Raw genomic sequence first — 26528 nt, forward strand, 5'->3', positions numbered from 1 at the left:
GATCTCACAGCCGTTCCCGCTAGTTAGCGGCGTGACCATTGCTACCATTCACCTAGTTACCGAACAACCCCATCCAGAGCGAGACTCAACTTTGGATTGACCTTAATCAGCTTGTAGTCAGGGCCAACAGCTGCCACTCAGGTGGTTCCATCATGGGTTGAGACACGCTCACCCGGAGGCTTCTACAGTAGCTGTTGTGGGCGATATGGAATTACTCAACTGACCAATAGCTGCCATCGACCTAAATCTAGGCACATCCGGCTAGGAAGTGACTTCAACCATAGGTCGATTTTGGGCAGCTTGTTGCTGAGTGACCTAAGTTGACATTTGTCAAAGACTAAAGGCACCTTGAGTTAAATCGATATTTCAATCTCAAGTAAACCTCATTCAATTTTGTTTAGATCGAAATTTGGTGCCGAAGCGCAGTATGTTTCTTGGCGGCACAAAACACAGAACCGCTATTGATTTCTTGAGAAGTCATTCCTGCGTAAGATCAGGTACAAAAATTTGCTTGAGGGGAACTAGAACCCGGTATCGAGGTGCTAGATTTGCGTAGTTTTCAAACAGGATCATTACGAGCTGTTCACCATTGATCAGCCGCAGTTTTGCTCGATTGCGCTCAAGTTCGACCGCACCACGAGCAAAAGAGCCTAGGTTTATGAACAGGCCATATTCCCCATCCCCAAGCGTCCCTAATAGTTGGTCAACATCCGGCCTTGAGGTCTGGCTGGTTGTGCGCTTACATTGTACCTTTACAATAGGTGGCTGAAAGCCCAACGGGTCCATATGAGCAATAACATCGACCCCGCCGTCACCTGATTTTGGTGTTACGCGGGCAGTATACCCCATGCATTCCAAAAGATGCGCAATTAACTCTTCGAACTGATGGCCACTAAGCTCTTTCATTAGCCGCTTTATTACAAAATCACTCGTGCTGGTCTCGGCCTGTATTGTAGCGGAAACAGTAGCGGTGTCGTCATCAGCAATATCATCTTGTGCATCCGCCTGAGCCGCTGCCGCGTCTGGCGTGGTTCCATCACCCATGAGGTTTACTTTGCGTAGGAACTCGTTGGCGTGGCGACGCACCCTAAACATAGTCAGGAATGAACCGATTTCGTTCAAGGCAGTCTGGCTGAACTCGTCACGTGGAAAATGGCCTAACCATTCTACCTTTTGGTGTGTCGGGTATTCGTCATGATCATCCGGCACGTAAATTGCTTTGCCTGTAAAGCGCCCAATATTCACCATGCGATCAAATTTGGACGGGTATACTACAATGTCATCCGCTTTGATTTTATGCAGGAACTTAAACATTGAACCTGCATCGACTGGAATGGCCCCGGTTTTCTTGTCTGGATAAGCCGCGACCAACGCGGTTTTGAAGGCTTCACGGCTAGCGCCTATTTTTGTTAAATCGCCCATAGCGAGCCAACCGATGCCTACATAGCCGCCCTCAATAGGCCGGTCAGAGACATGCACACCCATGTGAACGCCCCAGACTGTTGGGTTACTTACCATTTTTCTTACCCTTTGATTTTGCTTTGACCTTTGCCGCCTTTGTCTTCGCAGATTTTTCAACTTTAGCCTCAGCCTTGGCGCGTGTTTGGTTCAGGTCGAACAGACGGGCCAAGATCTCATCCTCGGTCAACAGTCCAGCACGCCAATCATCGCCCCAGCCGTAAGCCTCTGCCACTGCCTCATCCAGCACCTTATGCGCATGATCAAGCCATGCAGGGCGGGCGTTATAGAGATTGGTAAGGGTGCGTTTCTTGAGCTCCTTGGCAGCGGCACCGTCTTTGGGCGCGATGCGATCTGGATAACCCGGTACTACCTCTGCCACGCGATCCACCAGATCGGCAGGGTTGAGCCAGTTTTCCCGTAACTCATTCAGCCGAGCAGCGGCGGCGGCGATTTTAACCGCGCGCGGATCGGCAACGTAATCGTCGGCTGGTATGTTGGGGGTGAGGCCCTCAGGGAAGGGATAAGTCTCAAACGTGGTGGAGGGGGTGTAGCGCGGCCGATCCTCAAGTGAGGTGCCCAACCGCAACGCCCAAAGTTCGTGAAAGCTACAATGCAAAATGCCGAATGTGGTGTTGTCATAGCGAGCGATGGCAACAATAGCAGAGTCTGGAACTAACTTGGCGTTTCGCCAAGCAAATAGGCGATATTTTGAAACACGCGGGGAAACGATCATTCTATGCAGCTTTGAAACGGCCTTTTTTTGAGCTGGCCGTGGATCACCGTGCAACCACCATTTCAGGCGATGCCAATCACGCCTTAAGTGTTCGCGTGTCGGTTTTACGTCGCAAACCACCTTTTCGAAGGGATCTTCGTATAGTGATGCATCTTCCTGTTTCATCGCAGGTCCAAAGTCGATGATCCATTTATCGGGATCTCTTTGCGTTATGGCAGAACCGTTACTCCAAGGAAAAATCACATCAGAATTGGGCCTGCCATTTGGGTTCAGTGGGCTCTTAAGATAAACTCGAGCAATTTCGCCAGAAATATCGAATGGCCCATTTTTTTGCGTACCTATGAAACAGACACCCTCATTAATTCGCAGCCGTGTTGCATCCGTTAAATCGAAGTCAAGCGCATTAGTTGTTAAATCAGAGTAGATAACCTTTACGACCTCACCGTTTAACACCACTTTCTTTGCAGCTTCTTTTCTAAAGCAAACAAGAGAAACCCTGACAGCAGCTCCTTCTACGGTCCAAGCTTCATCTGACCACGCGGCAGTGACGCACCCGTTCTTGACAATTTTCTGGATAATTGTTCGATTTGCGCCTCCTCGTATCGAATTAGTTGCTACCAGCCCTGCACGGGTGAGCAGACTATTTTCTATTTGCCCCCAAGCCTTTGCAAACCAGTAGCAGACCAAATCGCTACCGCCAGGAACCATTGTGGAAAATGCACTGCGCAATTTAAAGGTATAGTCTTCGCCGAGCTCAGCAATCATCCTCCTATCACCCAAGAACGGCGGATTACCGATCACAACATCTGCCTTGGGCCACTTAGCCTGCGTGCCGTCTGCGTTCAGCACCGCATCACGATTCTCAATCGTATTCAGAGTCCGCAAAATTGGATTTTTTGCCGCCTCAAAGCCGTTGCGACGCATCCATTGAATCTCTCCGATCCACACCGACACACGCGCTAGTTCTGCAGCGTAACTGGACAGCTCAATCCCTAGCACACATTCTGGCCCAAGCTGGGGGAAACCACGTGGCAGGCCAAGTGCCTCAGCCTCTAGGTTCACTCGGTGTTCGATATTCTTCAGCTCCAGTAGCGATATGTACAGAAAGTTCCCCGAACCGCAGGCCGGATCGAGCGCGCGAAACGCTTTGAGGCGCTCAATAAAATGCACGTGCAATTTCTCGGCCTTAGACAGTGCACGAGTACGGGCTGCGAGCTCCTTACCACGTAGTAACTTTTCCTTGGTTGCTTTTGGTGCTTTTTCTATCAAGCTCTCAATCTGGGCTTTTGCTCCTGCCCATTCAGACAAAAGCGGTTCCACGATCACCGGCGTCACGATCTGCATAATCTTATCACGGTCGGTGTAGTGCGCCCCAAGTTGGCTACGTTTCTCCGGGTCCAACCCGCGCTCAAACAGAGTACCAAGAATAGAAGGGTCAATATCAGACCAATCCAGCTTGGCCGCCAAAACCAGATCATCCAGATCATCGTGTTCCAAAGGCAAGACGTCATCGCTGTCAAATAGCCCGCCGTTAAACCAGTCAACAGTTTCAAAACCAACAAGCCCGCCGGTTTTCATTGCCCCAAACAAGGATTTAGCATGGATACCGAAAGTTTTTGGCTTGGGCAGGGCGGCTTTTATCATCCGCTCAAATATCTTGTTTGGAAGCAGATCCACATCCTCTGCGAACATGCAGAACACCAGCCGGTTGATGAAATGCGCCACCTCTTGCGGCGCATGGCCACGACTACGCAGGCGTTGGGCCATATTAGCAAATCTTTGGGCCGCCTCTTCTGTGACTAACTTCCGGGTCTTGGTTGGCTTCAGTTTGTCAGGATCGAAGAAGGCATTTCGCAACAGGTCGCGGTTGGCTGCATCGGTCAAATCTTCAAGCTGGATCGTGTGGACATTCTGAACAGTGTTTGTCCAGTTTGTGTGCAACCGGATAACGTCCATATCAGAGACGATCAACAGCGGCGGGTTTTCCAGTGCGATGGCATATTGCAGCAACTGATCAAAAGCTTTGTCCAGATTGGCGCGCTTGCCCTTGTACTCCCAAGCGAAGCTATTTTTGCGCCAAACGTCGGCCCAGCCTTCGCCACCACTCGTCTTGGAGGCGCCTTTTTCAAAGGTAAACCACTCCCCTCTAGGGTCCGCTGTGATTGGGTCCTCAATTTCCAGCAGTTTACAAAGGTCGTTGAAATGGGATTGGGACGCTGTCCGCTCTTTAAGCTCGACATTGTTCCACTTTTTGATGAACTCAGCAGGCGTCATAGATATCCAATAAGCATTACACAATCAATTTTGTAAGACACTAGCTGTGATTAGTCATGTTTTCTAGGCGAATGTGCCGGGATGAGTTTGAAAAACATGAAGCTCTGTCACCCAAATGCTCGTGGAATAACTTAGTAGGCAGATTCCATAGTCCTTATTGCTTAACGATCAGACATCTGCTGCAATCGACAGTTAATGACGGTTCTCCGTCCCTCTTGTCACAAGGCTATATCCGTTTTGGGCAACTCAAGTGATCACAGAGCGCTTTTAGCGTTAATGGCAAAATCCTTTCCAGAAACCTAGTTCAACCATTGATAGAACCGCTCGAATGGCAGCTCATGGCCCTGATTACAAGCTGATTGAGGTCAATCCTAGGTTTAGGTTTCGCTCTGGCTGGGCCTGTCCGGTCTCAGGTCGAACGGCAGGTATGGTCACAGAGCTACATGCTGCGTTAATGATAGACCTGTACAAAGACCACCGTTATTGTACATGTCCATAACGGCCAAGGGTGCATTGAAAATACTGGGTTTTTGAACCTGTTTTTTGCGAATGTACAAAAGTAAATCATTTATTTTATTTTTGTACATCTACTTGTGTACACGCTGAAATCATAATATATTTAGAAAATACAGTGGGTTAGTTTTCAATTCCTATTGTCGCATCTTATCAATATTTATGTTTTTGGACAAACAGGCTGCAAAAATGATTTTTGGCTATGTTCGTGTCTCTACCGAAGAGCAGAATCTAAGAATGCAAGAGCAAGCTTTGCAGGAGGCTGGCTGCGAAGAAATTCTAGCTGACAGAGGGGTGAGGGGCAATGCTGTTGTCAAACCTCAGCTCGCGCGCCTTCTCGATAAAGCACGAGACGGGGATACCATTGTCGTTTGGCGGCTGGACCGTCTTTCCCGATCCCTGCAAGACCTCCTTGCTTTGATGGAGGATCTGGAGCAGCCTGGTTTGCATCTACACTCCATTAAGGAACAGGTTGATACGAATAGCCCAGGCGGAATGCTCTACTTTCATATGGTGGGAGCATTTGCGCAATTTGAGCGTGACGTAATTCGCCAGCGTACTCGGTCAGGCTTGGAAAGTGCTAAACTTGCGGGTGTGAAGCTCGGCAGGCCGCAAAAGTTAACCGACGAACAATGGCAAGCTTTAAGGCCGCACATAACACCTCATCCAGATAACAACGGGAAGTGGCAAGGTATCGCGAAAGCTGCAACGCTTGCTGGGGTCAGCAGATCTTCAATCTACCATCGCCTGCAGTTGGAAGCGCAGGAAGCGCTACAGGCAAATGGGGTCGAAACCTAAGAGAGATTGCTAGGAAAAATGTAACTCTTGCTGATGCTGGCTGACGGATCAAACGCCTTAAGTATTGTGTAATTGGTCAATGAGATGCCTCGGTGTTGGTCAATCGTTGTAAGCGATATAAACGAAGCACCCATACCCAAACGCCTCTAAGCGTCCCCCAAAAGGACCGACGAGCTGCTCTTTTACTTGCTCTTCGGTCAAGTGTTTGGGGTAGCGCCCCTCCAAACGAACGCCTGACGGCACAGTAGTTTCCTTAAGGACTTTTACCTTGCCTTCCTTCTCTGTGTCCATCTTAGCAAGATATGAGAAATAAGCGTCTTCAGCTTGCCGCTGAGCTTCTTCCTTGGTCGGCGCAAGCCCTTGTTCGATAAGCTTCATATCAGCAGCGACCCAATACCACTGCTCGCCGCCCTTAGGTGCAAGCTCTTTGTAAGTTCTTAAGTATACATCTGGCCTGTTTGGGTCTTTGGCGGTTCCGTCATCAGGCTTATCGCGCCAGCTCAGGTGCCATTTAAGGCGGGGTTGGTATCCCACTTTGGGGGGCTCCTTAGTTGGAATTTTTGCGTTTCTTTGCCCACCAAAGCAGAAGCTTTATCTTTTTTACGACAAAAAATAGGTGGATCTTTCTTAGGAGAGATAGTTCTTCTAAAGACTGTACTTGGCTTGGGTCTCTCCCCAGATAGATGTAATCAAGGGGTTGCCCCGTCCGTTTCTTGACCTCCAGTGCAGCCGCAAGCGGGATCCGCGCCATTCCAGCTTCCCACTCGACGTAATCTGCCTCGTTAACCCCTAATTGAGCAGCGAATACAGGAGGATCTAAATCCTGTTCATGCCTAATTATTTCCAGTCGCTGACCTATTTCAACGAGACTGGCTCCTGGTACATCTGACATATCCCGAACAACTCTCCTTTTATGGACTACCTTCGCTCAATGAGCTCTCTTTGACTTGTTGGGCCATCGCTTCGAGCCCCTCGACGCTGGTGGCTGTAATTTCGGCTCTGTTGCAAAGTTTTGCTTGGACCGAAAAACTAGAAAATCATTCCAGTACATCCCTCAATACGCTAAGCATCACTTCGGAATTTCCCAATCCGGTCAAAATTCAGTCGATCAGCCTCCTAGCTTGTGCCGTTTTGGTGCTAGGCAAAAAAATCTTTGCAACAGAGCCCGTGTCTCTACCGAAGAGCAGAATCTAAGAATGCAAGAGCAAGCTTTGCAGGAGGCTGGCTGCGAAGAGATTCTAGCTGACAGAGGGGTGTGGGGCAATGCTGTTGTCAAACCTCAGCTCGCGCGCCTTCTCGACAAAGCCAGAGACGGGGATACCATTGTAGTTTGGCGGCTGGACCGTCTTTCCCGATCCCTGCAAGACCTCCTTGCTTTGATGGAGGATCTGCAGCAGCGTGGTTTGCATCTGCACTCCATTAAGGAATAGGTTGATACGAATAGCCAAGGCGGAATGCTCTACTTTCATATGGTGGGAGCATTTGCGCAATTTGAGCGTGACGTAATTCGCGAGCGTACTCGGTCAGGCTTGGAGAGTGCCAAGCTTGCGGGTGTGAAGCTTGGCAGGCCGCAAAAGCTAACCGACGAGCAGTGGCAGGCTTTAAGGCCACACATAACACCTCATCCAGATAACAACGGGAAGTGGCAAGGCATCGCGAAAGCAGCAACGCTAGCTGGGGTCCGCAGATCTTCAATCTACCATCGCTTGCAATTGGAAGCGCAGTCACTCAGTGATGACCAATGTGGGTTGCCATCAATGTATTAGGTAGCTTTGTGACCATACCTGCCGTTCGACCTGAGACCGGACAGGCCCAGCCAGAGCGAAACCTAAACCTAGGATTGACCTCAATCAGCTTGTAATCAGGGCCATGAGCTGCCATTCGAGCGGTTCTATCAATGGTTGAACTAGGTTTCTGGAAAGGATTTTGCCATTAACGCTAAAAGCGCTCTGTGATCACTTGAGTTGCCCAAAACGGATATAGCCTTGTGACAAGAGGGACGGAGAACCGTCATTAACTGTCGATTGCAGCAGATGTCTGATCGTTAAGCAATAAGGACTATGGAATCTGCCTACTAAGTTATTCCACGAGCATTTGGGTGACAGAGCTTCATGTTTTTCAAACTCATCCCGGCACATTCGCCTAGAAAACATGACTAATCACAGCTAGTGTCTTACAAAATTGATTGTGTAATGCTTATTGGATATCTATGACGCCTGCTGAGTTCATCAAAAAGTGGAACAATGTCGAGCTTAAAGAGCGGACAGCGTCCCAATCCCATTTCAACGACCTTTGTAAACTGCTGGAAATTGAGGACCCAATCACAGCGGACCCTAGAGGGGAGTGGTTTACCTTTGAAAAAGGCGCCTCCAAGACGAGTGGTGGCGAAGGCTGGGCCGACGTTTGGCGCAAAAATAGCTTCGCTTGGGAGTACAAGGGCAAGCGCGCCAATCTGGACAAAGCTTTTGATCAGTTGCTGCAATATGCCATCGCACTGGAAAACCCGCCGCTGTTGATCGTCTCTGATATGGACGTTATCCGGTTGCACACAAACTGGACAAACACTGTTCAGAATGTCCACACGATCCAGCTTGAAGATTTGACCGATGCAGCCAACCGCGACCTGTTGCGAAATGCCTTCTTCGATCCTGACAAACTGAAGCCAACCAAGACCCGGAAGTTAGTCACAGAAGAGGCGGCCCAAAGATTTGCTAATATGGCCCAACGCCTGCGTAGTCGTGGCCATGCGCCGCAAGAGGTGGCGCATTTCATCAACCGGCTGGTGTTCTGCATGTTCGCAGAGGATGTGGATCTGCTTCCAAACAAGATATTTGAGCGGATGATAAAAGCCGCCCTGCCCAAGCCAAAAACTTTCGGTATCCATGCTAAATCCTTGTTTGGGGCAATGAAAACCGGCGGGCTTGTTGGTTTTGAAACTGTTGACTGGTTTAACGGCGGGCTATTTGACAGCGATGACGTCTTGCCTTTGGAACACGATGATCTGGATGATCTGGTTTTGGCGGCCAAGCTGGATTGGTCTGATATTGACCCTTCTATTCTTGGTACTCTGTTTGAGCGCGGGTTGGACCCGGAGAAACGTAGCCAACTTGGGGCGCACTACACCGACCGTGATAAGATTATGCAGATCGTGACGCCGGTGATCGTGGAACCGCTTTTGTCTGAATGGGCAGGAGCAAAAGCCCAGATTGAGAGCTTGATAGAAAAAGCACCAAAAGCAACCAAGGAAAAGTTACTACGTGGTAAGGAGCTCGCAGCCCGTACTCGTGCACTGTCTAAGGCCGAGAAATTGCACGTGCATTTTATTGAGCGCCTCAAAGCGTTTCGCGCGCTCGATCCGGCCTGCGGTTCGGGGAACTTTCTGTACATATCGCTACTGGAGCTGAAGAATATCGAACACCGAGTGAACCTAGAGGCTGAGGCACTTGGCCTGCCACGTGGTTTCCCCCAGCTTGGGCCAGAATGTGTGCTAGGGATTGAGCTGTCCAGTTACGCTGCAGAACTAGCGCGTGTGTCGGTGTGGATCGGAGAGATTCAATGGATGCGTCGCAACGGCTTTGAGGCGGCAAAAAATCCAATTTTGCGGACTCTGAATACGATTGAGAATCGTGATGCGGTGCTGAACGCAGACGGCACGCAGGCTAAGTGGCCCAAGGCAGATGTTGTGATCGGTAATCCGCCGTTCTTGGGTGATAGGAGGATGATTGCTGAGCTCGGCGAAGACTATACCTTTAAATTGCGCAGTGCATTTTCCACAATGGTTCCTGGCGGTAGCGATTTGGTCTGCTACTGGTTTGCAAAGGCTTGGGGGCAAATAGAAAATAGTCTGCTCACCCGTGCAGGGCTGGTAGCAACTAATTCGATACGAGGAGGCGCAAATCGAACAATTATCCAGAAAATTGTCAAGAACGGGTGCGTCACTGCCGCGTGGTCAGATGAAGCTTGGACCGTAGAAGGAGCTGCTGTCAGGGTTTCTCTTGTTTGCTTTAGAAAAGAAGCTGCAAAGAAAGTGGTGTTAAACGGTGAGGTCGTAAAGGTTATCTACTCTGATTTAACAACTAATGCGCTTGACTTCGATTTAACGGATGCAACACGGCTGCGAATTAATGAGGGTGTCTGTTTCATAGGTACGCAAAAAAATGGGCCATTCGATATTTCTGGCGAAATTGCTCGAGTTTATCTTAAGAGCCCACTGAACCCAAATGGCAGGCCCAATTCTGATGTGATTTTTCCTTGGAGTAACGGTTCTGCCATAACGCAAAGAGATCCCGATAAATGGATCATCGACTTTGGACCTGCGATGAAACAGGAAGATGCATCACTATACGAAGATCCCTTCGAAAAGGTGGTTTGCGACGTAAAACCGACACGCGAACACTTAAGGCGTGATTGGCATCGCCTGAAATGGTGGTTGCACGGTGATCCACGGCCAGCTCAAAAAAAGGCCGTTTCAAAGCTGCATAGAATGATCGTTTCCCCGCGTGTTTCAAAATATCGCCTATTTGCTTGGCGAAACGCCAAGTTAGTTCCAGACTCTGCTATTGTTGCCATCGCTCGCTATGACAACACCACATTCGGCATTTTGCATTGTAGCTTTCACGAACTTTGGGCGTTGCGGTTGGGCACCTCACTTGAGGATCGGCCGCGCTACACCCCCTCCACCACGTTTGAGACTTATCCCTTCCCTGAGGGCCTCACCCCCAACATACCAGCCGACGATTACGTTGCCGATCCGCGCGCGGTTAAAATCGCCGCCGCCGCTGCTCGGCTGAATGAGTTACGGGAAAACTGGCTCAACCCTGCCGATCTGGTGGATCGCGTGGCAGAGGTAGTACCGGGTTATCCAGATCGCATCGCGCCCAAAGACGGTGCCGCTGCCAAGGAGCTCAAGAAACGCACCCTTACCAATCTCTATAACGCCCGCCCTGCATGGCTTGATCATGCGCATAAGGTGCTGGATGAGGCAGTGGCAGAGGCTTACGGCTGGGGCGATGATTGGCGTGCTGGACTGTTGACCGAGGATGAGATCTTGGCCCGTCTGTTCGACCTGAACCAAACACGCGCCAAGGCTGAGGCTAAAGTTGAAAAATCTGCGAAGACAAAGGCGGCAAAGGTCAAAGCAAAATCAAAGGGTAAGAAAAATGGTAAGTAACCCAACAGTCTGGGGCGTTCACATGGGTGTGCATGTCTCTGACCGGCCTATTGAGGGCGGCTATGTAGGCATCGGTTGGCTCGCTATGGGCGATTTAACAAAAATAGGCGCTAGCCGTGAAGCCTTCAAAACCGCGTTGGTCGCGGCTTATCCAGACAAGAAAACCGGGGCCATTCCAGTCGATGCAGGTTCAATGTTTAAGTTCCTGCATAAAATCAAAGCGGATGACATTGTAGTATACCCGTCCAAATTTGATCGCATGGTGAATATTGGGCGCTTTACAGGCAAAGCAATTTACGTGCCGGATGATCATGACGAATACCCGACACACCAAAAGGTAGAATGGTTAGGCCATTTTCCACGTGACGAGTTCAGCCAGACTGCCTTGAACGAAATCGGTTCATTCCTGACTATGTTTAGGGTGCGTCGCCACGCCAACGAGTTCCTACGCAAAGTAAACCTCATGGGTGATGGAACCACGCCAGACGCGGCAGCGGCTCAGGCGGATGCACAAGATGATATTGCTGATGACGACACCGCTACTGTTTCCGCTACAATACAGGCCGAGACCAGCACGAGTGATTTTGTAATAAAGCGGCTAATGAAAGAGCTTAGTGGCCATCAGTTCGAAGAGTTAATTGCGCATCTTTTGGAATGCATGGGGTATACTGCCCGCGTAACACCAAAATCAGGTGACGGCGGGGTCGATGTTATTGCTCATATGGACCCGTTGGGCTTTCAGCCACCTATTGTAAAGGTACAATGTAAGCGCACAACCAGCCAGACCTCAAGGCCGGATGTTGACCAACTATTAGGGACGCTTGGGGATGGGGAATATGGCCTGTTCATAAACCTAGGCTCTTTTGCTCGTGGTGCGGTCGAACTTGAGCGCAATCGAGCAAAACTGCGGCTGATCAATGGTGAACAGCTCGTAATGATCCTGTTTGAAAACTACGCAAATCTAGCACCTCGATACCGGGTTCTAGTTCCCCTCAAGCAAATTTTTGTACCTGATCTTACGCAGGAATGACTTCTCAAGAAATCAATAGCGGTTCTGTGTTTTGTGCCGCCAAGAAACATACTGCGCTTCGGCACCAAATTTCGATCTAAACAAAATTGAATGAGGTTTACTTGAGATTGAAATATCGATTTAACTCAAGGTGCCTTTAGTCTTTGACAAATGTCAACTTAGGTCACTCAGCAACAAGCTGCCCAAAATCGACCTATGGTTGAAGTCACTTCCTAGCCGGATGTGCCTAGATTTAGGTCGATGGCAGCTATTGGTCAGTTGAGTAATTCCATATCGCCCACAACAGCTACTGTAGAAGCCTCCGGGTGAGCGTGTCTCAACCCATGATGGAACCACCTGAGTGGCAGCTGTTGGCCCTGACTACAAGCTGATTAAGGTCAATCCAAAGTTGAGTCTCGCTCTGGATGGGGTTGTTCGGTAACTAGGTGAATGGTAGCAATGGTCACGCCGCTAACTAGCGGGAACGGCTGTGAGATCCGGCCAACAGCGGACCATTGAACTTGTGAATTGTTGGCTGAACCCTCAATGGCAACGAATTATGCATTCTCATCGTCATGTAGTTCCAGTTTGGTCCGTGCCGCCTGCAAGACTTCTTTGTCAAATTGATTTGGAAAACGAAGGACAACAGCTTCGGCACTCAAATCCAACATGCCCCTATCACGCAGAAGATTATACCCTTCCGACGGTGTAGTTTTAAGCGTCAAATCGGTGAGTGTTTTGTGAACCCCCACGCGGGATATCTTTTGACGAGTTCGACTAAGGCGAATAGTTTTGTTTCGCTCTCCGGACAATACGAACTCGAGTGCAATTATGCTTTTCCAGAAATCCAAGACCACCGGATCACTTGAACTACTATCGTTAGTTGCAGCTACTATCTTAATCAATCGCCGCCGTGCAGCGTCCGCTACGTCTTCTGCCCCTTCGCGCTCAGCATTGGTAATCCAATTTTCGAGCTTATCAGCGTCAGAACAATGGTTAATGATATTGATTAGTTCACTGTGTTTTGTCATCTTACAATTTCCGGCTTCAACCCTATCGCAACTAAGTGGCAACTAGTTCTGCGATTTTGGTCGCGACTTCGGCCATCGTCTCTTCAGTTGTGCTCAGACCTGCTCGAGAAGCTAGCAAGAGGCTGACCTGCTCAAGCTCTTCGTAGGTCGTTTCATGAATAACAGGAATGAGACGCTCACGTCGAAGGAGCGCTGAAAGCTCCTTATCTGCAACACCTTCAGCTGGGAGGCGCCGCAACATGGCTGGAGAAACCAAAACGATACCGATGCGTGAGTTCACCAAGCCCTTGTCGATTGCACGCATCATCGGCACCCCTAGGCCAAGGTCCTTTTCGCTGAACCAAACGCGGACACCACGCGCTTCAAGCAGATCATGCAGTTCCTTCGCTGAACCTTGCCTGTCGTCCCATGCATGGCAGAGAAACACGTCACGAAGGTCAGGCTGCGAGACAGCTAGGTTCTCCACGCTTTCTCTAACCGGTGTCAGCGCCTGCACTTGTTCAGGCGTGTACGAAGCAGTCGAACTCGCTCCAGACCAGCTCGGCTTTTTGGTACGGTTCCCCGAACCGCCCCCGTTCCGACTGCTACTGCTCCCTGAGGGGAGGTATGAAGGGTACGAGTTTGAACTGTAGCTGCTGTGACCACCGTAACCGCCGAAGCGACCGCGACTTCCACATGCAGGGCAGTTTGCAGCGGCGGCCGCTGATTTATGCCCCCTTACTGGTGCGGTGCATCTAGCCATGTCATTTTCTCTCCGTCACCACTACGCTACTTCGTGGAGTAATTGATGCACTTTGTGCCCCATTCAAGTTCAAGAAAAACTTATTGTACACGTCAAAAATACGCAAGCTTAAGTTGTGTCTTCGCTGTGGCTAAGGATGTTCAGAGACATAGCGAATGGCAGCTAATGGTCAGTCGAGTAATTCCATATCGCCAATAAGAGCTACTGTAGAAGCCTCCAGGTGAGCGTGGCTCAACCCATGATGGAACCACCTGAGTGGCTGCTTGTGGCCCTGATTACAAGCATTTGCTGTGTGACAATACCTGCCAAAACCATCCACCCTGCTGAATACCTGTATAGCCCACTCACTGAAACATGCCCTGCCACCACAACTTGCAGCAATGCGGAATATGTGTTTTGCTTGTAGTCATATTGTATCTCATTCGTAATACACTATGGATCAGAAAATGCTTTTGGGGTTTTATAAAAGAGAGAAGTTCTGGCGAGTGTTCACCAGTTTCTCAGTTTTGATATGTTTATCTTTAACCCAGCCATCTCATGGGCAATCCAATAACCGCGAGATAGGGCCTACCAGTGAGCCGCTTGGCACATTGAATATGCAGACTTGGGGGGTGCCAGTTAAGCTTGAAGATAGTAGCAGAACGATAATTTTGGAAGCAACTACATTCCGGCCTGATGCCGCTGCTCCATTCCCATTGGTGATTATCAATCATGGAGCAAATAAAACAGCTCCCAGTGATGGTCCATGGAACTATCGCCCCGACAATGCAATAAGATGGTTTCTTTCAAAGGGGTATGCAGTTGCGGTTCTGATCCGCAGAGGATATGGACGGTCAGAAGGAAAACGGACGGCATTAGAGGCCTCGACCTGGCCAGACATGAAAAAATCCCTTGATGAGCGGGCTAACGACATTAATAGCACAGTGGAATATTTTCGGAGTCAGCCTTTTGTTATTGATGATCGTATCGTTCTGACTGGAATATCGGCTGGCGGAAACGCTGTTCTTGCCGCTGCGAGCAAAAATCCAGAAGGGGTAAAAGGTGTAATCGCGTTTGCTCCTGGCGTGGCGAATAACAATCGCTATGAACTTGTCCAACCAGACTTAGTAGAGCAGGGCTTTAAAAAACTTGGTTCCACGAACAAGATACCAGTTCTTTGGGTTTATGTTGAGAACGATCAATATGAGAGCCCAAAATTGGCTCGATTCTATTTTAAGGCATATAAATCAGAAAGTGATGCGGGGCAAGAGTTGGTCATTTACCCACCCAGTGGTGAAGACGGCCACGATCTCTTCCAAAGAGATGATGGATCAGAAACTTGGGGCCCGCATGCGAAAAGGTTTCTTGAGCGGGTGATGCAGTAGATGGTGGCATGCCCATAAAACTCCATCCCCTCTATTTATATGGCCCTATGATTGTCATGCGTTCATGTAAACGGTTACTGGTGGACAGGTGTAGCCTCAATGCTTGCAACTGCCTCCCACCAGTCTGTGTTCCTGCAATGCGGCGAAGGTCGGCTTTGTCTGGTGGGCTCAACTAATCGCTGCAACACATTCGGCAAACTTCTCAGCTACAAGGGGGACGTCGATCTGGAGGAAAAACTCGACCAGTGGGAGCGATTTTACAACCTTCACCGGTCGCTTACGAAGCACTCAGAGAAAAGCTTACAGTCAACGCCTTAATCGCCTCGTGAGTAGCTGCACATTACAGATCGGTTGAATTGCGACAATCGGGATGCTGTAAAAGTGCAAACAGCAGGAAGCGCGGTTCGAACCCTGCCGAGAGCATAAGTAGGTGTCGTTTAGACTTATCGAATAAGGCCGAACCGAAAACCCTCAGCTACCGCGTGTGTTCTATTCGAAGCATGCAGCTTTCTGGCAGCCGAAGCCAGATACCAGTCCGCAGTATGCTGAGAGATGTTTAGGATCTTACTGATCTCCCAACTTGTCTTGCCTGCAGCTGCCCACTTCAGGCACTCAAGTTCACGAGGAGTAATGCGATGACGAGGACGCCTGATGTTTGAACCAGCTAGTTCACGCACTTTATTACTCGCATAAATACCAACCAGATGAAGAACACTGATTTCGCGTTCGTTCAGTCGAACTTCTGGTCCACCAAAAATCAGCATGCCTTGATAGTTCTGAAGGCCACGCACTGGCACACACACTCCGTCATACATTCCGTAATCGCGCGCTTCTGACAGAACCTGCTGTGCAGCTGCAGAAAGATTACTATCACGGGCAACGCTGGACCAAAGGAATGGACGACTAGCAGTACGCGCTTTCGCGACAATCGGATCATTTTGTATGTAATTACGATCGAGATAACGTTGTTGCCATTCAGGCCGCCAACCAGTCAACATAATAGACCCATCAAAGGATGCGTTAGCTTCGGGGATCGCGGCAAGACAAAAACTTGTAAAGCCAAAAGACTGACCAAGTTCAGCAAGACGCTTAGAAACAAGATCAGGTGTCTCTTCATTATTAACAGATTCAATAAATTCTAGTGCAGCAGTCAATGAGTTCATTTTATACGCCCCTACATATAATGCCTCCAACAATCTTACCTTACGAAATATTCACCTGATTTATAAGGTGAAGCTATTACCCATCATCTAAAAGAGGCTAATTATTTTCCCAATAATAAATAAATGTATTCAATTTTACTTCGCCACCAATATAAATGTGCCCATGAATATTGGTACTATTAAATTGCACCATGTTTTCTTCAAAAAGATCTTATATAAAAACTTCAGATTCAAAATTGGCAATAGATTTTTATTGGCAAAATCCATTGAAAAGAGTGCATTAACACTTAGTTAGTATTTTCTTACTGATACTGTTCCGCATTTAATCCAATGAAAATACTATATTTTTTCACACATGGTCGAGATCGGATTTCGCGCTTCTATTTGCCCTGCATAGATGCAAAAACTTCAACGATATGCCTGAGGGGACAACGGGGATAACTCCATCCCAGAGCTGCTTTGAGCTCAAAATGCCCTTATCTTATCGGGCGCTTCACATAACCATATACTGAGAAGAACTCTCCAGAAAGAGACCGTAGTCTCATCTGCAAAGACTTGCGCAACCCTTGCAAGAAACACGTAAAGGTCCGGTCGTGGCCCTCAATGCTTGCAACGGCTTCCCACCAGCCTGTGTTCCCGCACTGCTGCGAATGCCAGCTTTGTCCGCTAAGTCCTCGTCAGTATGAGGCTTTGTTACTCTCCTACAATACCCCGTATCAGCCTTAAGCAGGGAAGGAGGGCTGAGCGTTTTTTCTGGCGTCAAAGCACACACCCACGTTCCTGCTCGCGTGAGTTCTTCCTGTTACGCTCTTTATCGAGAACATAACGCACCTGCGCTGCAAAAAGCAGCTCTGCCCGATCCTTACCATGCAGCCCGACCAGATCATTCCAGTCCTTTAATCCCTGGGATTTTTCTGTTTCTCTAAAGGGAGGGATGATCACATGGCCGCCAACGTCCTGTGCAGCTTGCATCACCGGTAAGCGTGGGTTCACCTTCTGATGAGCCATAGCGTCCAAGGCAAACAACAGGGTCACATCCGGGTATTTCTCACGAAAAGATTTGGCAAATTTGATTATATTCAAAACAGAAAACGCGACAATGACCGGTGCCTTCACCATCTCATGCACTACAGCTGCGCTGGCGTAGCTCCTAGTGATCACAAGTGTCTCTTGACTAGTGAGTTTGCGCTCCTCACTCAGACGACCTTGCGGATCAATCACATGGAACAAACCTGCTCTGCGGCCATGTTTTATATTGGTTGTTACATGTCCGATAAACAGCAGGGATTGGAACTTAAAGTCCATGTCACGCAATGGCACAACCATGCGCCCGTCCTTGTCCTTCTTGACACCAAATCCTTGAACGTTGTTTTGTTTCAGGTACTCGCAGTTCTCTTCAGTGGCCCATGTTGTGAGGCTGGCCCACAGAGCGACTGATTCCTCAGATACTTTCACCCGTTCTTGACTGCTCTTACTGCCGTCATTTTGGTCCTCGCCGCGAGAGGCTTTTTTCACGCATGCGGAGTTTTTTGGCTCAAGCGCGTCTTCTTTGGGATCCAAAGCCGTTAGCTGATGTTCTTTTTCCATTTTAAGGCGGAGCTTTTGAAGGGTCTGGCGGTTTTTGAACGGCGTGATCACTTAGCAACTCTCAGGGTGAATTTAGTTGGTCTCAATATTTGTATGGAAATAGTCGTTGTTGATGCAGGTTGCAACAATGGGATCACGCACCTCAATTCTTTTGGCGCGTGTTCGGGTAGCTTTTATGCCGGCGGTTATATTTTGCGCAGGCCCGGCAGACAGGGTTGGCGTTCACAAGGAGGCATCAGACCTGCAGGGCTGGTAGCCTGGTGTCCTTACCCAATGCTCTCCCATAAGAGAGGCTGTTAGGGCTCGCGCCCTCACGGCACCTAGATCGTCGCTCCCCTGACCACAATCTTCCTCACCTTGCGGCTCCGGGAGAATGTGGGCAGCCTCTCTCCTCACCAGCTCCCGCACACCCGTTTTATTGGCAAGGAAAATGAAACGAACCTCACAGATGCTGGAGCAACACTCATGAAAATCTCAGACGCCCTTTCAATCCTTGGACTTTCCTCCGGTGCAGATCAAACCGAAATCAAAGCGGCCTACAAGCTTGCCGCCAAAAAATACCACCCAGATTTGAACCCCGCAGGAGGGGAGATGATGAAGCTTGTTAATGCTGCCTTTGATGAGTTGCGCAATGCAACCAGCACCCAAACGAGCGAAGAAGCAGATGTAAACTACGGCGAAGAACTCAACGCCGCGCTAAACGCCATTATTGATCTGGAGGGGCTGGAAATTGAGATCTGTGGCGCATGGCTTTGGGTTGGTGGCAATACCTTTCCTCATAAAGAGGTTTTGAAGGCTGCAAGCTTCAAGTTTGCAAGAAAAAAGCAGAAATGGAACTTCCGCCCTGCTGCGTGGAAATCTAACAGCCGTGGCGGTTTTTCCATGGAAGATATCAGGGAGGCACACGGCAGCGCTCGCCCGTCCCGTCCTGCTCGGCGTGGCTTTGCTCTTGGGGTTGCTGCATGAGGCTGGAAGAAACAGTCTCACCGGTCGCTAAACTGCTGTTTGAGGGGGAGGGGATAATCCTCTCCCAAGGCCACACTGTCACGGTAGAGGCTCCCATGGGAGCCTTGGTGATTTGCTTCATGGAGCAACGCGGCCGCATTAGTACCAGTGCCAGCCTGCGCCATGATCTGGGAGACAGTCACTATTGGCGCAACCTGAAAGCCTATGCTGCATTGGGAGCGCAGCCCGATTTGCGCCGCACGTTTGCGCCAGGACGATTTGTTTCTCAGCCTCAGCAAGTTCTCAATGAGATTAACTGCCATATCACAGAGCCAGCGTTACCGCTGGCATTCAAAGCACTTGCAGCTATTGCCGATCATCACAACAAAAAACGCAAGATTGCGGCAGCTGTTGAACGCGCTGCCCCAACAGAAGCCCAGGTGAATATCCATGGCCGGTACAGTATGCGCAAAGCGATACGCTGCTTTGCCCCTGAAGCGCGAGGGTCGTTTGAAGTCAGGGCAGACAGCGAATATTGCGATGTTGAGATTCAACATCTGTCATTAGAGAAAATGGAGCGATTGCTAGGGTTTCTCAATGAGGCTTGAATCGTAAGGGCGGGTGGGATCGCTCGCCCTGATGGTTGCAGTTGAAATGATCCGGTGCGCTCTGTCTTGCAAGGTCACTGCGGAATCTGCCTATCCCACTGTGACCTTGCAAGACAGAACAGCTCATGTTTGCTGATGGGCTGAAATCTGTCATGTGCCAGCTTTCAGCAAGCCGTGCCTCCATCATTCTTCCTCGTCGTTTTAACCTGATGCAGCGCTACAAGGGCTTGCGCCCTCACGTGAGCTAGTTCGTCGCTCCCCTGACCACAATCTTCCTCACCTTGGGGCTCCGGGAGATCATGGACAGCCTCTCTCCTCACCAGCTCCCGCACACCCGTTTTTAGACAAGGGAAATGAAACGGACCTCACAGGGAGCGACCCAAATGAACATCACCCAAGATATTCTCACCGACATGGAAACACTTCTAAGTGAGGCGGGCGCTTTGCCAATGCCTGCAGAGGGTTCCTTTGATTGGGTCTATGAAATGGCACGGGATGCCGCGACCAGCGCTGCTCTTAAAGCGCATGCGGCATGTAACGACCATGCGGACTGCGGAGCAGCATGGGTGGTTATCCAGAATGCACGTTCAAAATTTGTGCGTTACCTGAAGGAGCAGGGGGAGGGGGAGCGCCACTTTGAGGGAGGCTGGAAAATCTCATTGTGTGGTGGAATGCGGGTTCAGTCCCGTATCATTTATGAGGAAGGTTGCCGCGCTTTTGTAGAGGTATTGGAGCAGCACGGGATTGAAGCCTGGGTCTACAGTTATGCGGATTAGGGGGGCTGCAGCCCTCCCAATTTGCCCCTGAAATAATTGAAAGCCTGAGCCCATGACTTACCGACTACCTTCTTTCAACCAGCGTGTTCGTTACGCCCGATTGGCCTTTCTTCGTAATGAAGACAGCCGCGCCTTTGATAACTGCTTTGAAATGTATGATGGAGCCTTTGTGGTGGCAGCGCTCATGCGCCTAAGTGAAACAGACTCCGAACTGAAGCAAGCCATGCAAAAGGACTTTTCCAAATTTGGACTTGCACAATGGCAGCAGACGACCGCCAGCCTTGCTCACATCCCCACCGAGAAACTTTCCAGCAAGGCTGCAGCCTATCGGCGGCAAGTTGAGCTGAGCCCGGTCGGTTACCAGCAACCAAGCCTTTTCTAAACGACAGATCCAAAGACTAGGACGGCAAGAAGCTTCCCCTTGATTTGCTTGCTTGCCTCGCAGCGGCATGGCGCGGGATTGCTCCCATATTCTTTTTGACTGTGATGGACCGATTGTCGGGAGCTTGTGTGCCCACTCATTGTGAGCACTGTGGGAAAAAAGAAGAGCAGTTCGAAAAATACATACTTTGCGCATTATCTGAATATTCTGTATAATACACAAAGTCACAGCACCGGAGGGACTGAAATGAAAGAGTACTCGTTCACCCAGATTAATAGAGAGTGCGGCAGCGTGTTAGACGATGCAATGAGGCAACCGGTAACGCTGTGCAAGAATGGAAAACCCAAAATCGTGATGATCCCTTATGAGGCTTACGAAAAAGCGAGCAACACTCAAGCCGCTTACAAGCTAGGGGAAGAGCCGCCAGAGGTTTCCGCCCTTCTGGATGAAGGATTAGACAACATACTGAAAGATGACGACTAATGAGACAGGGCGACCTTTTCCAATATCGTTATCTATGGGCATACCAAGCCAAACGCGGAGAAGAAGCAGGACGTAAGAGCCGCCCTTGCTGTTTGGTAATCAAGGTTAGAGATCAACTTGCACTCTTCCCATGCACGACACAAGAACCAGAAGGACAAGGGCGTATCTACCTTGAAATTCCAGACTTGGAGCGTAAGAGAGCTAATCTTGATGCGCGGTCCTTCATTGTGCTTGATGAGTTCAATATCGTTCGAGATGGACAGCTATACGACTTTGAGAGCCTTAGACCTCAAGGGCAATTCTCCGAGCAGTTCTTGCGCAAAATTGCTCGTGTCCTGAAGGATGCAAGAGCTGAAAAAAGACAAATTCAAAACACTCATCGTACGTAGGGGAGCGCAAGCTCCCTTTTTTCGTTTTGGCTAGCTTTCCAGATCCGGTGATCTAAGAAGCGGGGCGACCTGGCTTGCAAGCTCACAGCGGGATCGGCTGATCCCACTGTGCGCTCACAATCCAGCTCACTCATGTTTTCTTGAAGGGCTGGAAGCTGGCAAGCGGTGGCCGCACCCCCCAGTGTGTCACGAAGTCTCTTCGGAGACGAACTGTGCGTAAGATGAGGGTAGGCCCCTCGGAGCCGCCTTTCAGGAGGAGGTTCCAAACCACCTTAAGCCGCTGTGGTTAAGAGCCATGGTGGTGAGCGTTAAGGAAAAGGCATTCTAGAAATGTCAGGTGCGTATCAAAGGAGGCGAACGCAAGTGAACCGTTGATGAGGTGTCGAAACGGCCAGATGATGTCAAAACCAATTGCTGGGGGGTAGTTGGGACAAGCTCAGTGGAAACCTGATTATTGGCTGAGCGGCATCCGGCACAGAGACGGCGCGACCTTGATACAGGCTTATGCACGGAACGTGAGAACCTGTCGTCCGGGTGTTAAGGGAGAAGCTCAAGCAGAGGACCTGCAAGAGCCTGAGTACCAAGACCGGGCACAGGGGCGGAGCAGTCCGTAGTAGTGAGGAAAGGTCTGTAATGGACCCGGAGCGAAGGGGCTGCCCTGTTCATTGGAAATTATTAAACAACCGGGAACGGGATGATTTAATGACAAACACAAAGCCCTTCGATGTTTCCAAACAGCTTGTCTGGGAAGCGTGGAAGCGAGTTAAAGCCAATAGGGGAACCTACGGGATCGATCTCGTATCCTTGGAAGAGTTTGAGGCTGATCTGCCGAAGAACTTGTACAAGATATGGAATCGGATGTCGTCAGGTTCCTATTTTCCGCCTGCTGTTCGCAGGGTGGACATACCCAAAGATGATGGCCGCACACGGCCACTTGGTATTCCCACAGTGGGAGACCGGGTGGCTCAAACGGTCGTAAAACTGGTATTGGAACCGCAGATTGATCCAATCTTTCATCCCAATTCCTACGCCTACCGGCCTGGGAAGTCAGCAATCGATGCTGTTCGCCAGACCCGGCAGCGCTGCTGGAAGTATAACTGGGTGGTGGATCTGGACATTCAGGGGTTCTTCGATACCATTCATCATGATCTCCTGATGAAAGCAGTCAAGAAACACATCCAGAACAAGTGGGTGCTGCTTTACATTGAGAGATGGTTGAAAGCACCTGTTGTCCATCCCGATGGCATGACAGAAAGCAGAACTGTCGGTACGCCTCAAGGTGGTGTTGTAAGCCCCTTGCTGGCAAACCTGTTTCTGCATTATGCGCTGGATGTCTGGGTAAGCCGTCACTTTCCGCAGGTCCGTTTTGAACGATATGCGGATGATGGTGTCTACCATTGTGCTTCTCAAGGTGAAGCGGAAAGACTATTGGAAGCGTTAGAGCAACGCCTGAAGGAATGTCACTTATCCCTCCATCCTCAGAAAACCAAGATTGTTTACTGTAAGGATAGTAACCGTAAAGGAGCCTATCCTGAGATCAGTTTTGACTTTCTAGGTTTCACCTTCCGGCCAAGACGGGTCATGCTAAAGCATGGAGTCGTGTCCACTGGATACACCCCTGCACTTAGTCGCAAGGCCCTCAAAAGGATCAGTACGGCCATCAGGAAGTGGAAACTTCAAAGATGGAGCGGGCGTTCTATTGAAGATATTGCCCGTGTGCTGAACCCGGTTGTGGCTGGGTGGATAGGGTACTATGGACATTTCGGCAGACGGGAACTCTCTCGCATCTACAACTTGCTCGAATTTGCGCTAATCAGATGGGCTCGGAAGAAATATAAGAAGCTGCGACGTAGTTACCGACAGAGCAAAGCATTCATTGGGCGGTTGCATAAGCAATCCCCAGAGTTGCTTGTGCATTGGAAACTGTATCGCTTTGGTTGAACAGGAAGAGCCGTATGAGTTGAGAGGCTCACGTACGGTTCTGTGAGAGGCTGGGGGTGAAATTCCCCCGGCCTACTCGACCATGCCAGCTTCCAGCAAGCCGCGCCTCTCTCATTCTTCCTTGTCGTTTTAACCTGATGCAGTGCTTCAAGGGCTTGCGCCCTCACGTGAGCTAGTTCGTCGCTCCCCTGACCACAATCTTCCTCGTCCCCTGGACTGCGGGAGATCATGGACAGCCTCTCTCCTCACAAGCTCCCGCACACCCGTTTCTTAATGGCAAGAGAAATGAAACGGACCTTCCCAGACAGGAGCACATCACATGTCACTTCGTAACCTTTTGAACTCCCTTAAGACCTTCCTTGGTGGCACCTCCTTCAAGAGACAGGAAACTCATTTGGCTGCACAGCATGACCCTGAAGCGGAGCCGGTTGAAGAGTGCCTTGATGATGAGTTGGATGTATTTCAGCGGTTGGAAACGGAATTGGAAGAAGGCGAGTTTGCCTGCACCATTTGTGTTCTTGAATACGAAGGGTTGATCCACGAAGTGGATATTGACTTTCAGGAGGTCATTGAAGCGTTTAGTTTTACCGAAGTGATTGAAATACTGTCAGCTCGCTTTGATCCTGATTACTCATGGAGTGTACAGGCACGGGACTGGACCGGCGCGAAACACAGCCACAAGTATGAGCAGAGCGCAGAAGCTCTTGAAGCGCAGCACCTCGCTCATGAAGCGCAGCAAATGCAGCGCAGCGGATGCCAAGACGTTGAATGGGCCGCGTTCTGAAATCGCAGCAAAACAACGGGATCACTGAAAGGCAGAGTGCATTGCTCATAGCAACCACGGGGTGCATCTGCTAAAAGGAATTGAAAGTTTTAAAAGCAGAAGCAGCGGCGCTGAGCCAACCAGCGCATCGGGAAAGATAGGCTCTCCTGACTGAGGCAACAGCCTTGCTTTTAAACCGGAGGTGTAGAGATGTGGTTTTTACCAATTTCTGTCACGCTAAAAATTGAAAAGACCCGGTGCGCCGGCACAAACCGGTAAAGAATAGATGGTGGAAGTCCATTACATTGAAGGAGTAGCGACCCACAGTGGCCCCGAGTCATGCGGGTATGATCGTGAGGTCATACGCGAAGCGTTGACAGGTGAAGTGCAGGCTAGCCATTGAGCTGCGATAATTTAAATGTTCTGGGTGCCGACGTTCTCGGGTTTGGCGGAAGGCAACACGAGGCGGTGCGCTATATCGCAAGTGCCGTCCTCGACCCAGCGTGGTCTTAGACCCTAGCATGCACGGACATTCTTTACACGGGAGCCGGGAGGTCTCGGATACTGGCCAGAGCTGACTTCATAAAAGCTGCTGGTCCGCGATGGGAAGACGAGGAGTCGTAGCCAAAGATGAACGGTACCGAGAAGTCCGATCTCGCCATAGTAGCTAAGAAGTCTGCGAACAAAGCTGAAACAATGAAGGTGGCGGAGTAGATGGAGCCAAGGGCGGGAACCAAGGGGAATGCGAAGCAGCAAAACACGCGCCGGGCACAGGACCGGGAAAGCGTGCTAAGTGCGCTGGATCGCATACGCAACGCTGCAAAGCACAAGAAGAAGGATAAGTTCACTGCGCTCCTTCACCACATGAGCCCAGCAAGTCTGCGGGAGGCATTTTACGCAATAAACCGTGATGCAGCCCCCGGAATCGATGGGGTGACGTGGCAAGCATTTGAGGCGGAGAGTGATCAAAAGATTAGAACTCTACACCACAAGGTACGAACAGGAGCGTACCGACCTAAACCGGCTTTACGGACATACATACCCAAAGCAGATGGTCGGGAAAGACCACTCGCGATTGTTACGCTCGAAGACAAGATTGTTCAGAGAGCAACGGCAACCATATTGAACCAAATCTATGAGGAAGACTTCCTCGGGTTCAGTTATGGTTTCCGGCCAGAGCGCGGCCAGCACGATGCGCTGGACGCCCTTTACGTTGGTATTACAACGCGCAGAGTGAACTTCATACTCGATGCCGACATCCTAGGTTTCTTTGACAACGTCAATCAGAAATGGTTGCTCCGTTTTCTGGAACATCGTGTCGGTGACCCTCGTATCATTCGCCTGATCCGTAAGTGGTTACGGGCCGGGGTGCTGGAGGATGGTGTCACATCGATTAGTGATAAGGGAACTGGTCAAGGGGCGTCAATTTCGCCGCTACTGGCTAATATTTACCTGCACTATGTTTTCGATCTTTGGGCAAACCGCTGGCGACAGCGGGAAGCTAAAGGGGCCATGATTGTCGTTCGATATGCGGACGATATCGTGGTTGGCTTCGAGCACGAAACTGATGGATTGCACTTCCAGAAAATGCTGCGGGAACGACTGGGACAATTCGACCTCCAGCTCCATCCCGATAAAACCCGCCTCATCGAATTTGGGCGCCACGCGGCCTATCGGCGAAAGAGGCGGGGAGTATCGCGACCAGAAACCTTCAATTTTCTAGGCTTTACCCATATCTGCGGGCGATCCCGAAAGGGAGCATTTCAACTTCAGCGCAAGAGCAGGAGTGACCGCAGAACGGAAAAGCTAAAACAGATAAAAGAAGTGCTGCGGCGGCATATCAACCGCCCTATTCCGGAACAAGGGGTGTGGCTGAAGCGAGTCCTCAATGGTTATTTTGCCTACCACGCAGTGCCGACCAACTCTCGGTCAATCCGAGCTTTCAGGCATTATGTCAAAACGATCTGGATGCGTGTGCTTCGGCGGCGTAGCCAGAGACATAAGATGTCGTGGCAGCGAATGGAGAACATTGCGGAGGAGTGGTTACCAGTCCCGAGGGTCCTTCACCCTTGGCCTAACAAGCGATTTGCCGTCAAACACCCAAGGTAGGAGCCGGATGCGGTAGTTCCGCTCGTCCGGATCTGTGCGGGGGGCACTCAGTAATGAGTGTCCCTACCGCGAGGAGCAGTTGGACGCTGTCTCTCCGGGTCAAATTCAAATAGCAGGTAAACGGCAGGGGGCTTAGCTCCCTGCCACTCCGGTATACTAATACGAATTTCCCTAAAAATCAAATACCCCGGCTTTGAAAATCCGCTGTGATATTGGGCTTGCTCTGAAGGCTTCCAGGACACGGGCGATCTGCCGATCACACCGCGCCTTCCAGCCTTCAGAGCTGC

Annotated in this window: 21 protein-coding genes and 1 pseudogene; 14 read left to right on the top strand and 8 right to left on the bottom strand. The window is 50.1% G+C overall.

Annotated features, from left to right (window positions below; genetic code table 11):
• Positions 1 to 477: 477 nt before the first annotated feature.
• The gene (locus tag BLS62_RS04640; protein WP_093175416.1) at positions 478 to 1518 is read right to left on the bottom strand and encodes a restriction endonuclease; all 1041 of its coding nucleotides are present in this window, start codon (positions 1516 to 1518) and stop codon (positions 478 to 480) included.
• On the bottom strand, positions 1508 to 4468 hold the full coding sequence (locus tag BLS62_RS04645) for a class I SAM-dependent DNA methyltransferase (RefSeq protein ID WP_143521469.1): 2961 nt from the start codon (positions 4466 to 4468) through the stop codon (positions 1508 to 1510). The genes BLS62_RS04640 and BLS62_RS04645 overlap by 11 nt, the downstream gene beginning before the upstream one ends.
• Before the next feature lie 702 nt (positions 4469 to 5170).
• On the opposite strand from BLS62_RS04645, the gene BLS62_RS04650 reads away from it, so the two are divergent.
• Positions 5171 to 5779 (top strand): recombinase family protein, encoded by a 609-nt coding sequence (locus BLS62_RS04650; RefSeq protein WP_093177781.1) that lies wholly within the window; start codon positions 5171 to 5173, stop codon positions 5777 to 5779.
• 99 nt (positions 5780 to 5878) lie between these two features.
• On the opposite strand, the gene BLS62_RS04655 is transcribed toward BLS62_RS04650, so the two are convergent.
• Entirely contained in the window at positions 5879 to 6313 is a 435-nt protein-coding gene (locus BLS62_RS04655) for a hypothetical protein (protein ID WP_093177598.1), read from the bottom strand.
• Positions 6314 to 6326: 13 nt separating this feature from the next.
• Positions 6327 to 6671, bottom strand: coding sequence for a hypothetical protein (locus BLS62_RS04660; RefSeq protein WP_093177601.1), 345 nt, complete (start codon positions 6669 to 6671; stop codon positions 6327 to 6329).
• A 229-nt stretch (positions 6672 to 6900) separates the two neighbouring features.
• Between BLS62_RS04660 and BLS62_RS32100 the strand changes: the two are divergent.
• From BLS62_RS32100 to BLS62_RS04680, 3 genes and pseudogenes are all read left to right on the top strand, one after another.
• Positions 6901 to 7545: pseudogene (locus tag BLS62_RS32100) on the top strand (recombinase family protein).
• A gap of 443 nt (positions 7546 to 7988) precedes the next feature.
• Complete coding sequence (locus BLS62_RS04675) at positions 7989 to 10949, top strand: class I SAM-dependent DNA methyltransferase (RefSeq protein WP_143521469.1); 2961 nt, start codon at positions 7989 to 7991, stop codon at positions 10947 to 10949.
• A complete protein-coding gene (locus BLS62_RS04680) occupies positions 10939 to 11979 on the top strand; it encodes a restriction endonuclease (protein ID WP_093175416.1) in 1041 nt (346 codons plus the stop codon). Before BLS62_RS04675 ends, BLS62_RS04680 begins: the two co-directional genes overlap by 11 nt.
• 536 nt (positions 11980 to 12515) lie before the next feature.
• On the opposite strand, the gene BLS62_RS04685 is transcribed toward BLS62_RS04680, so the two are convergent.
• Together BLS62_RS04685 and BLS62_RS32785 are read right to left on the bottom strand one after the other, a co-directional pair.
• On the bottom strand, positions 12516 to 12989 hold the full coding sequence (locus BLS62_RS04685) for a hypothetical protein (RefSeq protein ID WP_093175420.1): 474 nt from the start codon (positions 12987 to 12989) through the stop codon (positions 12516 to 12518).
• Positions 12990 to 13020: 31 nt separating this feature from the next.
• Positions 13021 to 13455: a toll/interleukin-1 receptor domain-containing protein gene (locus tag BLS62_RS32785; RefSeq protein WP_348271853.1), complete on the bottom strand. Its 435-nt coding sequence runs from the start codon at positions 13453 to 13455 to the stop codon at positions 13021 to 13023.
• A gap of 710 nt (positions 13456 to 14165) precedes the next feature.
• Here BLS62_RS32785 and BLS62_RS04695 point away from each other — a divergent pair.
• Positions 14166 to 15095, top strand: a complete 930-nt coding sequence (locus BLS62_RS04695) for an alpha/beta hydrolase family protein (RefSeq protein WP_208990686.1) — start codon at positions 14166 to 14168, stop codon at positions 15093 to 15095.
• Between the two features lie 443 nt (positions 15096 to 15538).
• On the opposite strand, the gene BLS62_RS04700 is transcribed toward BLS62_RS04695, so the two are convergent.
• Together BLS62_RS04700 and BLS62_RS04705 are read right to left on the bottom strand one after the other, a co-directional pair.
• The gene (locus BLS62_RS04700) at positions 15539 to 16258 is read right to left on the bottom strand and encodes a LuxR family transcriptional regulator (RefSeq protein WP_093177609.1); all 720 of its coding nucleotides are present in this window, start codon (positions 16256 to 16258) and stop codon (positions 15539 to 15541) included.
• Positions 16259 to 17017: 759 nt separating this feature from the next.
• Entirely contained in the window at positions 17018 to 17896 is an 879-nt protein-coding gene (locus BLS62_RS04705; RefSeq protein WP_093177612.1) for a hypothetical protein, read from the bottom strand.
• 414 nt (positions 17897 to 18310) lie between these two features.
• On the opposite strand from BLS62_RS04705, the gene BLS62_RS04710 reads away from it, so the two are divergent.
• The 9 genes from BLS62_RS04710 (at position 18311) to ltrA (BLS62_RS04750) (ending at position 26241) form a co-directional block, all read left to right on the top strand.
• Complete coding sequence (locus BLS62_RS04710) at positions 18311 to 18811, top strand: DnaJ domain-containing protein (RefSeq protein ID WP_093177784.1); 501 nt, start codon at positions 18311 to 18313, stop codon at positions 18809 to 18811.
• Positions 18808 to 19398, top strand: coding sequence for a hypothetical protein (locus BLS62_RS04715; RefSeq protein ID WP_093177614.1), 591 nt, complete (start codon positions 18808 to 18810; stop codon positions 19396 to 19398). Before BLS62_RS04710 ends, BLS62_RS04715 begins: the two co-directional genes overlap by 4 nt.
• A gap of 383 nt (positions 19399 to 19781) precedes the next feature.
• Positions 19782 to 20174, top strand: coding sequence for a hypothetical protein (locus BLS62_RS04720; protein ID WP_093177617.1), 393 nt, complete (start codon positions 19782 to 19784; stop codon positions 20172 to 20174).
• Between the two features lie 52 nt (positions 20175 to 20226).
• Positions 20227 to 20556 (top strand): hypothetical protein, encoded by a 330-nt coding sequence (locus tag BLS62_RS04725; protein WP_093177620.1) that lies wholly within the window; start codon positions 20227 to 20229, stop codon positions 20554 to 20556.
• Between the two features lie 246 nt (positions 20557 to 20802).
• The gene (locus tag BLS62_RS04730) at positions 20803 to 21039 is read left to right on the top strand and encodes a type II toxin-antitoxin system prevent-host-death family antitoxin (RefSeq protein ID WP_093177623.1); all 237 of its coding nucleotides are present in this window, start codon (positions 20803 to 20805) and stop codon (positions 21037 to 21039) included.
• Entirely contained in the window at positions 21039 to 21428 is a 390-nt protein-coding gene (locus tag BLS62_RS04735; RefSeq protein WP_093177626.1) for a hypothetical protein, read from the top strand. The genes BLS62_RS04730 and BLS62_RS04735 overlap by 1 nt, the downstream gene beginning before the upstream one ends.
• Positions 21429 to 22130: 702 nt before the next feature.
• On the top strand, positions 22131 to 23369 hold the full coding sequence (gene ltrA, locus BLS62_RS04740) for a group II intron reverse transcriptase/maturase (protein WP_200798466.1): 1239 nt from the start codon (positions 22131 to 22133) through the stop codon (positions 23367 to 23369).
• Positions 23370 to 23688: 319 nt separating this feature from the next.
• On the top strand, positions 23689 to 24153 hold the full coding sequence (locus BLS62_RS04745; RefSeq protein ID WP_093177632.1) for a hypothetical protein: 465 nt from the start codon (positions 23689 to 23691) through the stop codon (positions 24151 to 24153).
• A gap of 693 nt (positions 24154 to 24846) precedes the next feature.
• Positions 24847 to 26241 (top strand): group II intron reverse transcriptase/maturase, encoded by a 1395-nt coding sequence (gene ltrA / locus BLS62_RS04750; RefSeq protein WP_348271861.1) that lies wholly within the window; start codon positions 24847 to 24849, stop codon positions 26239 to 26241.
• Positions 26242 to 26528 lie beyond the last annotated feature (287 nt).

Origin of the sequence: Pseudovibrio sp. Tun.PSC04-5.I4 (assembly GCF_900104145.1) — a bacterium.
Taxonomy (GTDB): Bacteria; Pseudomonadota; Alphaproteobacteria; order Rhizobiales; family Stappiaceae; genus Pseudovibrio.

What these genes read in the sequence shown, in the direction of transcription:
- BLS62_RS04640 (WP_093175416.1), bottom strand. Translation starts at nt 1,518, where the DNA reads ATGGTAAGTAACCCAACAGTCTGGGGCGTTCACATGGGTGTGCATGTC.
- BLS62_RS04645 (WP_143521469.1), bottom strand. Translation starts at nt 4,468, where the DNA reads ATGACGCCTGCTGAGTTCATCAAAAAGTGGAACAATGTCGAGCTTAAA.
- BLS62_RS04650 (WP_093177781.1), top strand. Translation starts at nt 5,171, where the DNA reads ATGATTTTTGGCTATGTTCGTGTCTCTACCGAAGAGCAGAATCTAAGA.
- BLS62_RS04660 (WP_093177601.1), bottom strand. Translation starts at nt 6,671, where the DNA reads ATGTCAGATGTACCAGGAGCCAGTCTCGTTGAAATAGGTCAGCGACTG.
- BLS62_RS04675 (WP_143521469.1), top strand. Translation starts at nt 7,989, where the DNA reads ATGACGCCTGCTGAGTTCATCAAAAAGTGGAACAATGTCGAGCTTAAA.
- BLS62_RS04680 (WP_093175416.1), top strand. Translation starts at nt 10,939, where the DNA reads ATGGTAAGTAACCCAACAGTCTGGGGCGTTCACATGGGTGTGCATGTC.
- BLS62_RS04685 (WP_093175420.1), bottom strand. Translation starts at nt 12,989, where the DNA reads ATGACAAAACACAGTGAACTAATCAATATCATTAACCATTGTTCTGAC.
- BLS62_RS04695 (WP_208990686.1), top strand. Translation starts at nt 14,166, where the DNA reads ATGGATCAGAAAATGCTTTTGGGGTTTTATAAAAGAGAGAAGTTCTGG.
- BLS62_RS04700 (WP_093177609.1), bottom strand. Translation starts at nt 16,258, where the DNA reads ATGAACTCATTGACTGCTGCACTAGAATTTATTGAATCTGTTAATAAT.
- BLS62_RS04710 (WP_093177784.1), top strand. Translation starts at nt 18,311, where the DNA reads ATGAAAATCTCAGACGCCCTTTCAATCCTTGGACTTTCCTCCGGTGCA.
- BLS62_RS04715 (WP_093177614.1), top strand. Translation starts at nt 18,808, where the DNA reads ATGAGGCTGGAAGAAACAGTCTCACCGGTCGCTAAACTGCTGTTTGAG.
- BLS62_RS04720 (WP_093177617.1), top strand. Translation starts at nt 19,782, where the DNA reads ATGAACATCACCCAAGATATTCTCACCGACATGGAAACACTTCTAAGT.
- BLS62_RS04725 (WP_093177620.1), top strand. Translation starts at nt 20,227, where the DNA reads ATGACTTACCGACTACCTTCTTTCAACCAGCGTGTTCGTTACGCCCGA.
- BLS62_RS04730 (WP_093177623.1), top strand. Translation starts at nt 20,803, where the DNA reads ATGAAAGAGTACTCGTTCACCCAGATTAATAGAGAGTGCGGCAGCGTG.
- BLS62_RS04735 (WP_093177626.1), top strand. Translation starts at nt 21,039, where the DNA reads ATGAGACAGGGCGACCTTTTCCAATATCGTTATCTATGGGCATACCAA.
- ltrA (WP_200798466.1), top strand. Translation starts at nt 22,131, where the DNA reads ATGACAAACACAAAGCCCTTCGATGTTTCCAAACAGCTTGTCTGGGAA.
- BLS62_RS04745 (WP_093177632.1), top strand. Translation starts at nt 23,689, where the DNA reads ATGTCACTTCGTAACCTTTTGAACTCCCTTAAGACCTTCCTTGGTGGC.
- ltrA (WP_348271861.1), top strand. Translation starts at nt 24,847, where the DNA reads ATGGAGCCAAGGGCGGGAACCAAGGGGAATGCGAAGCAGCAAAACACG.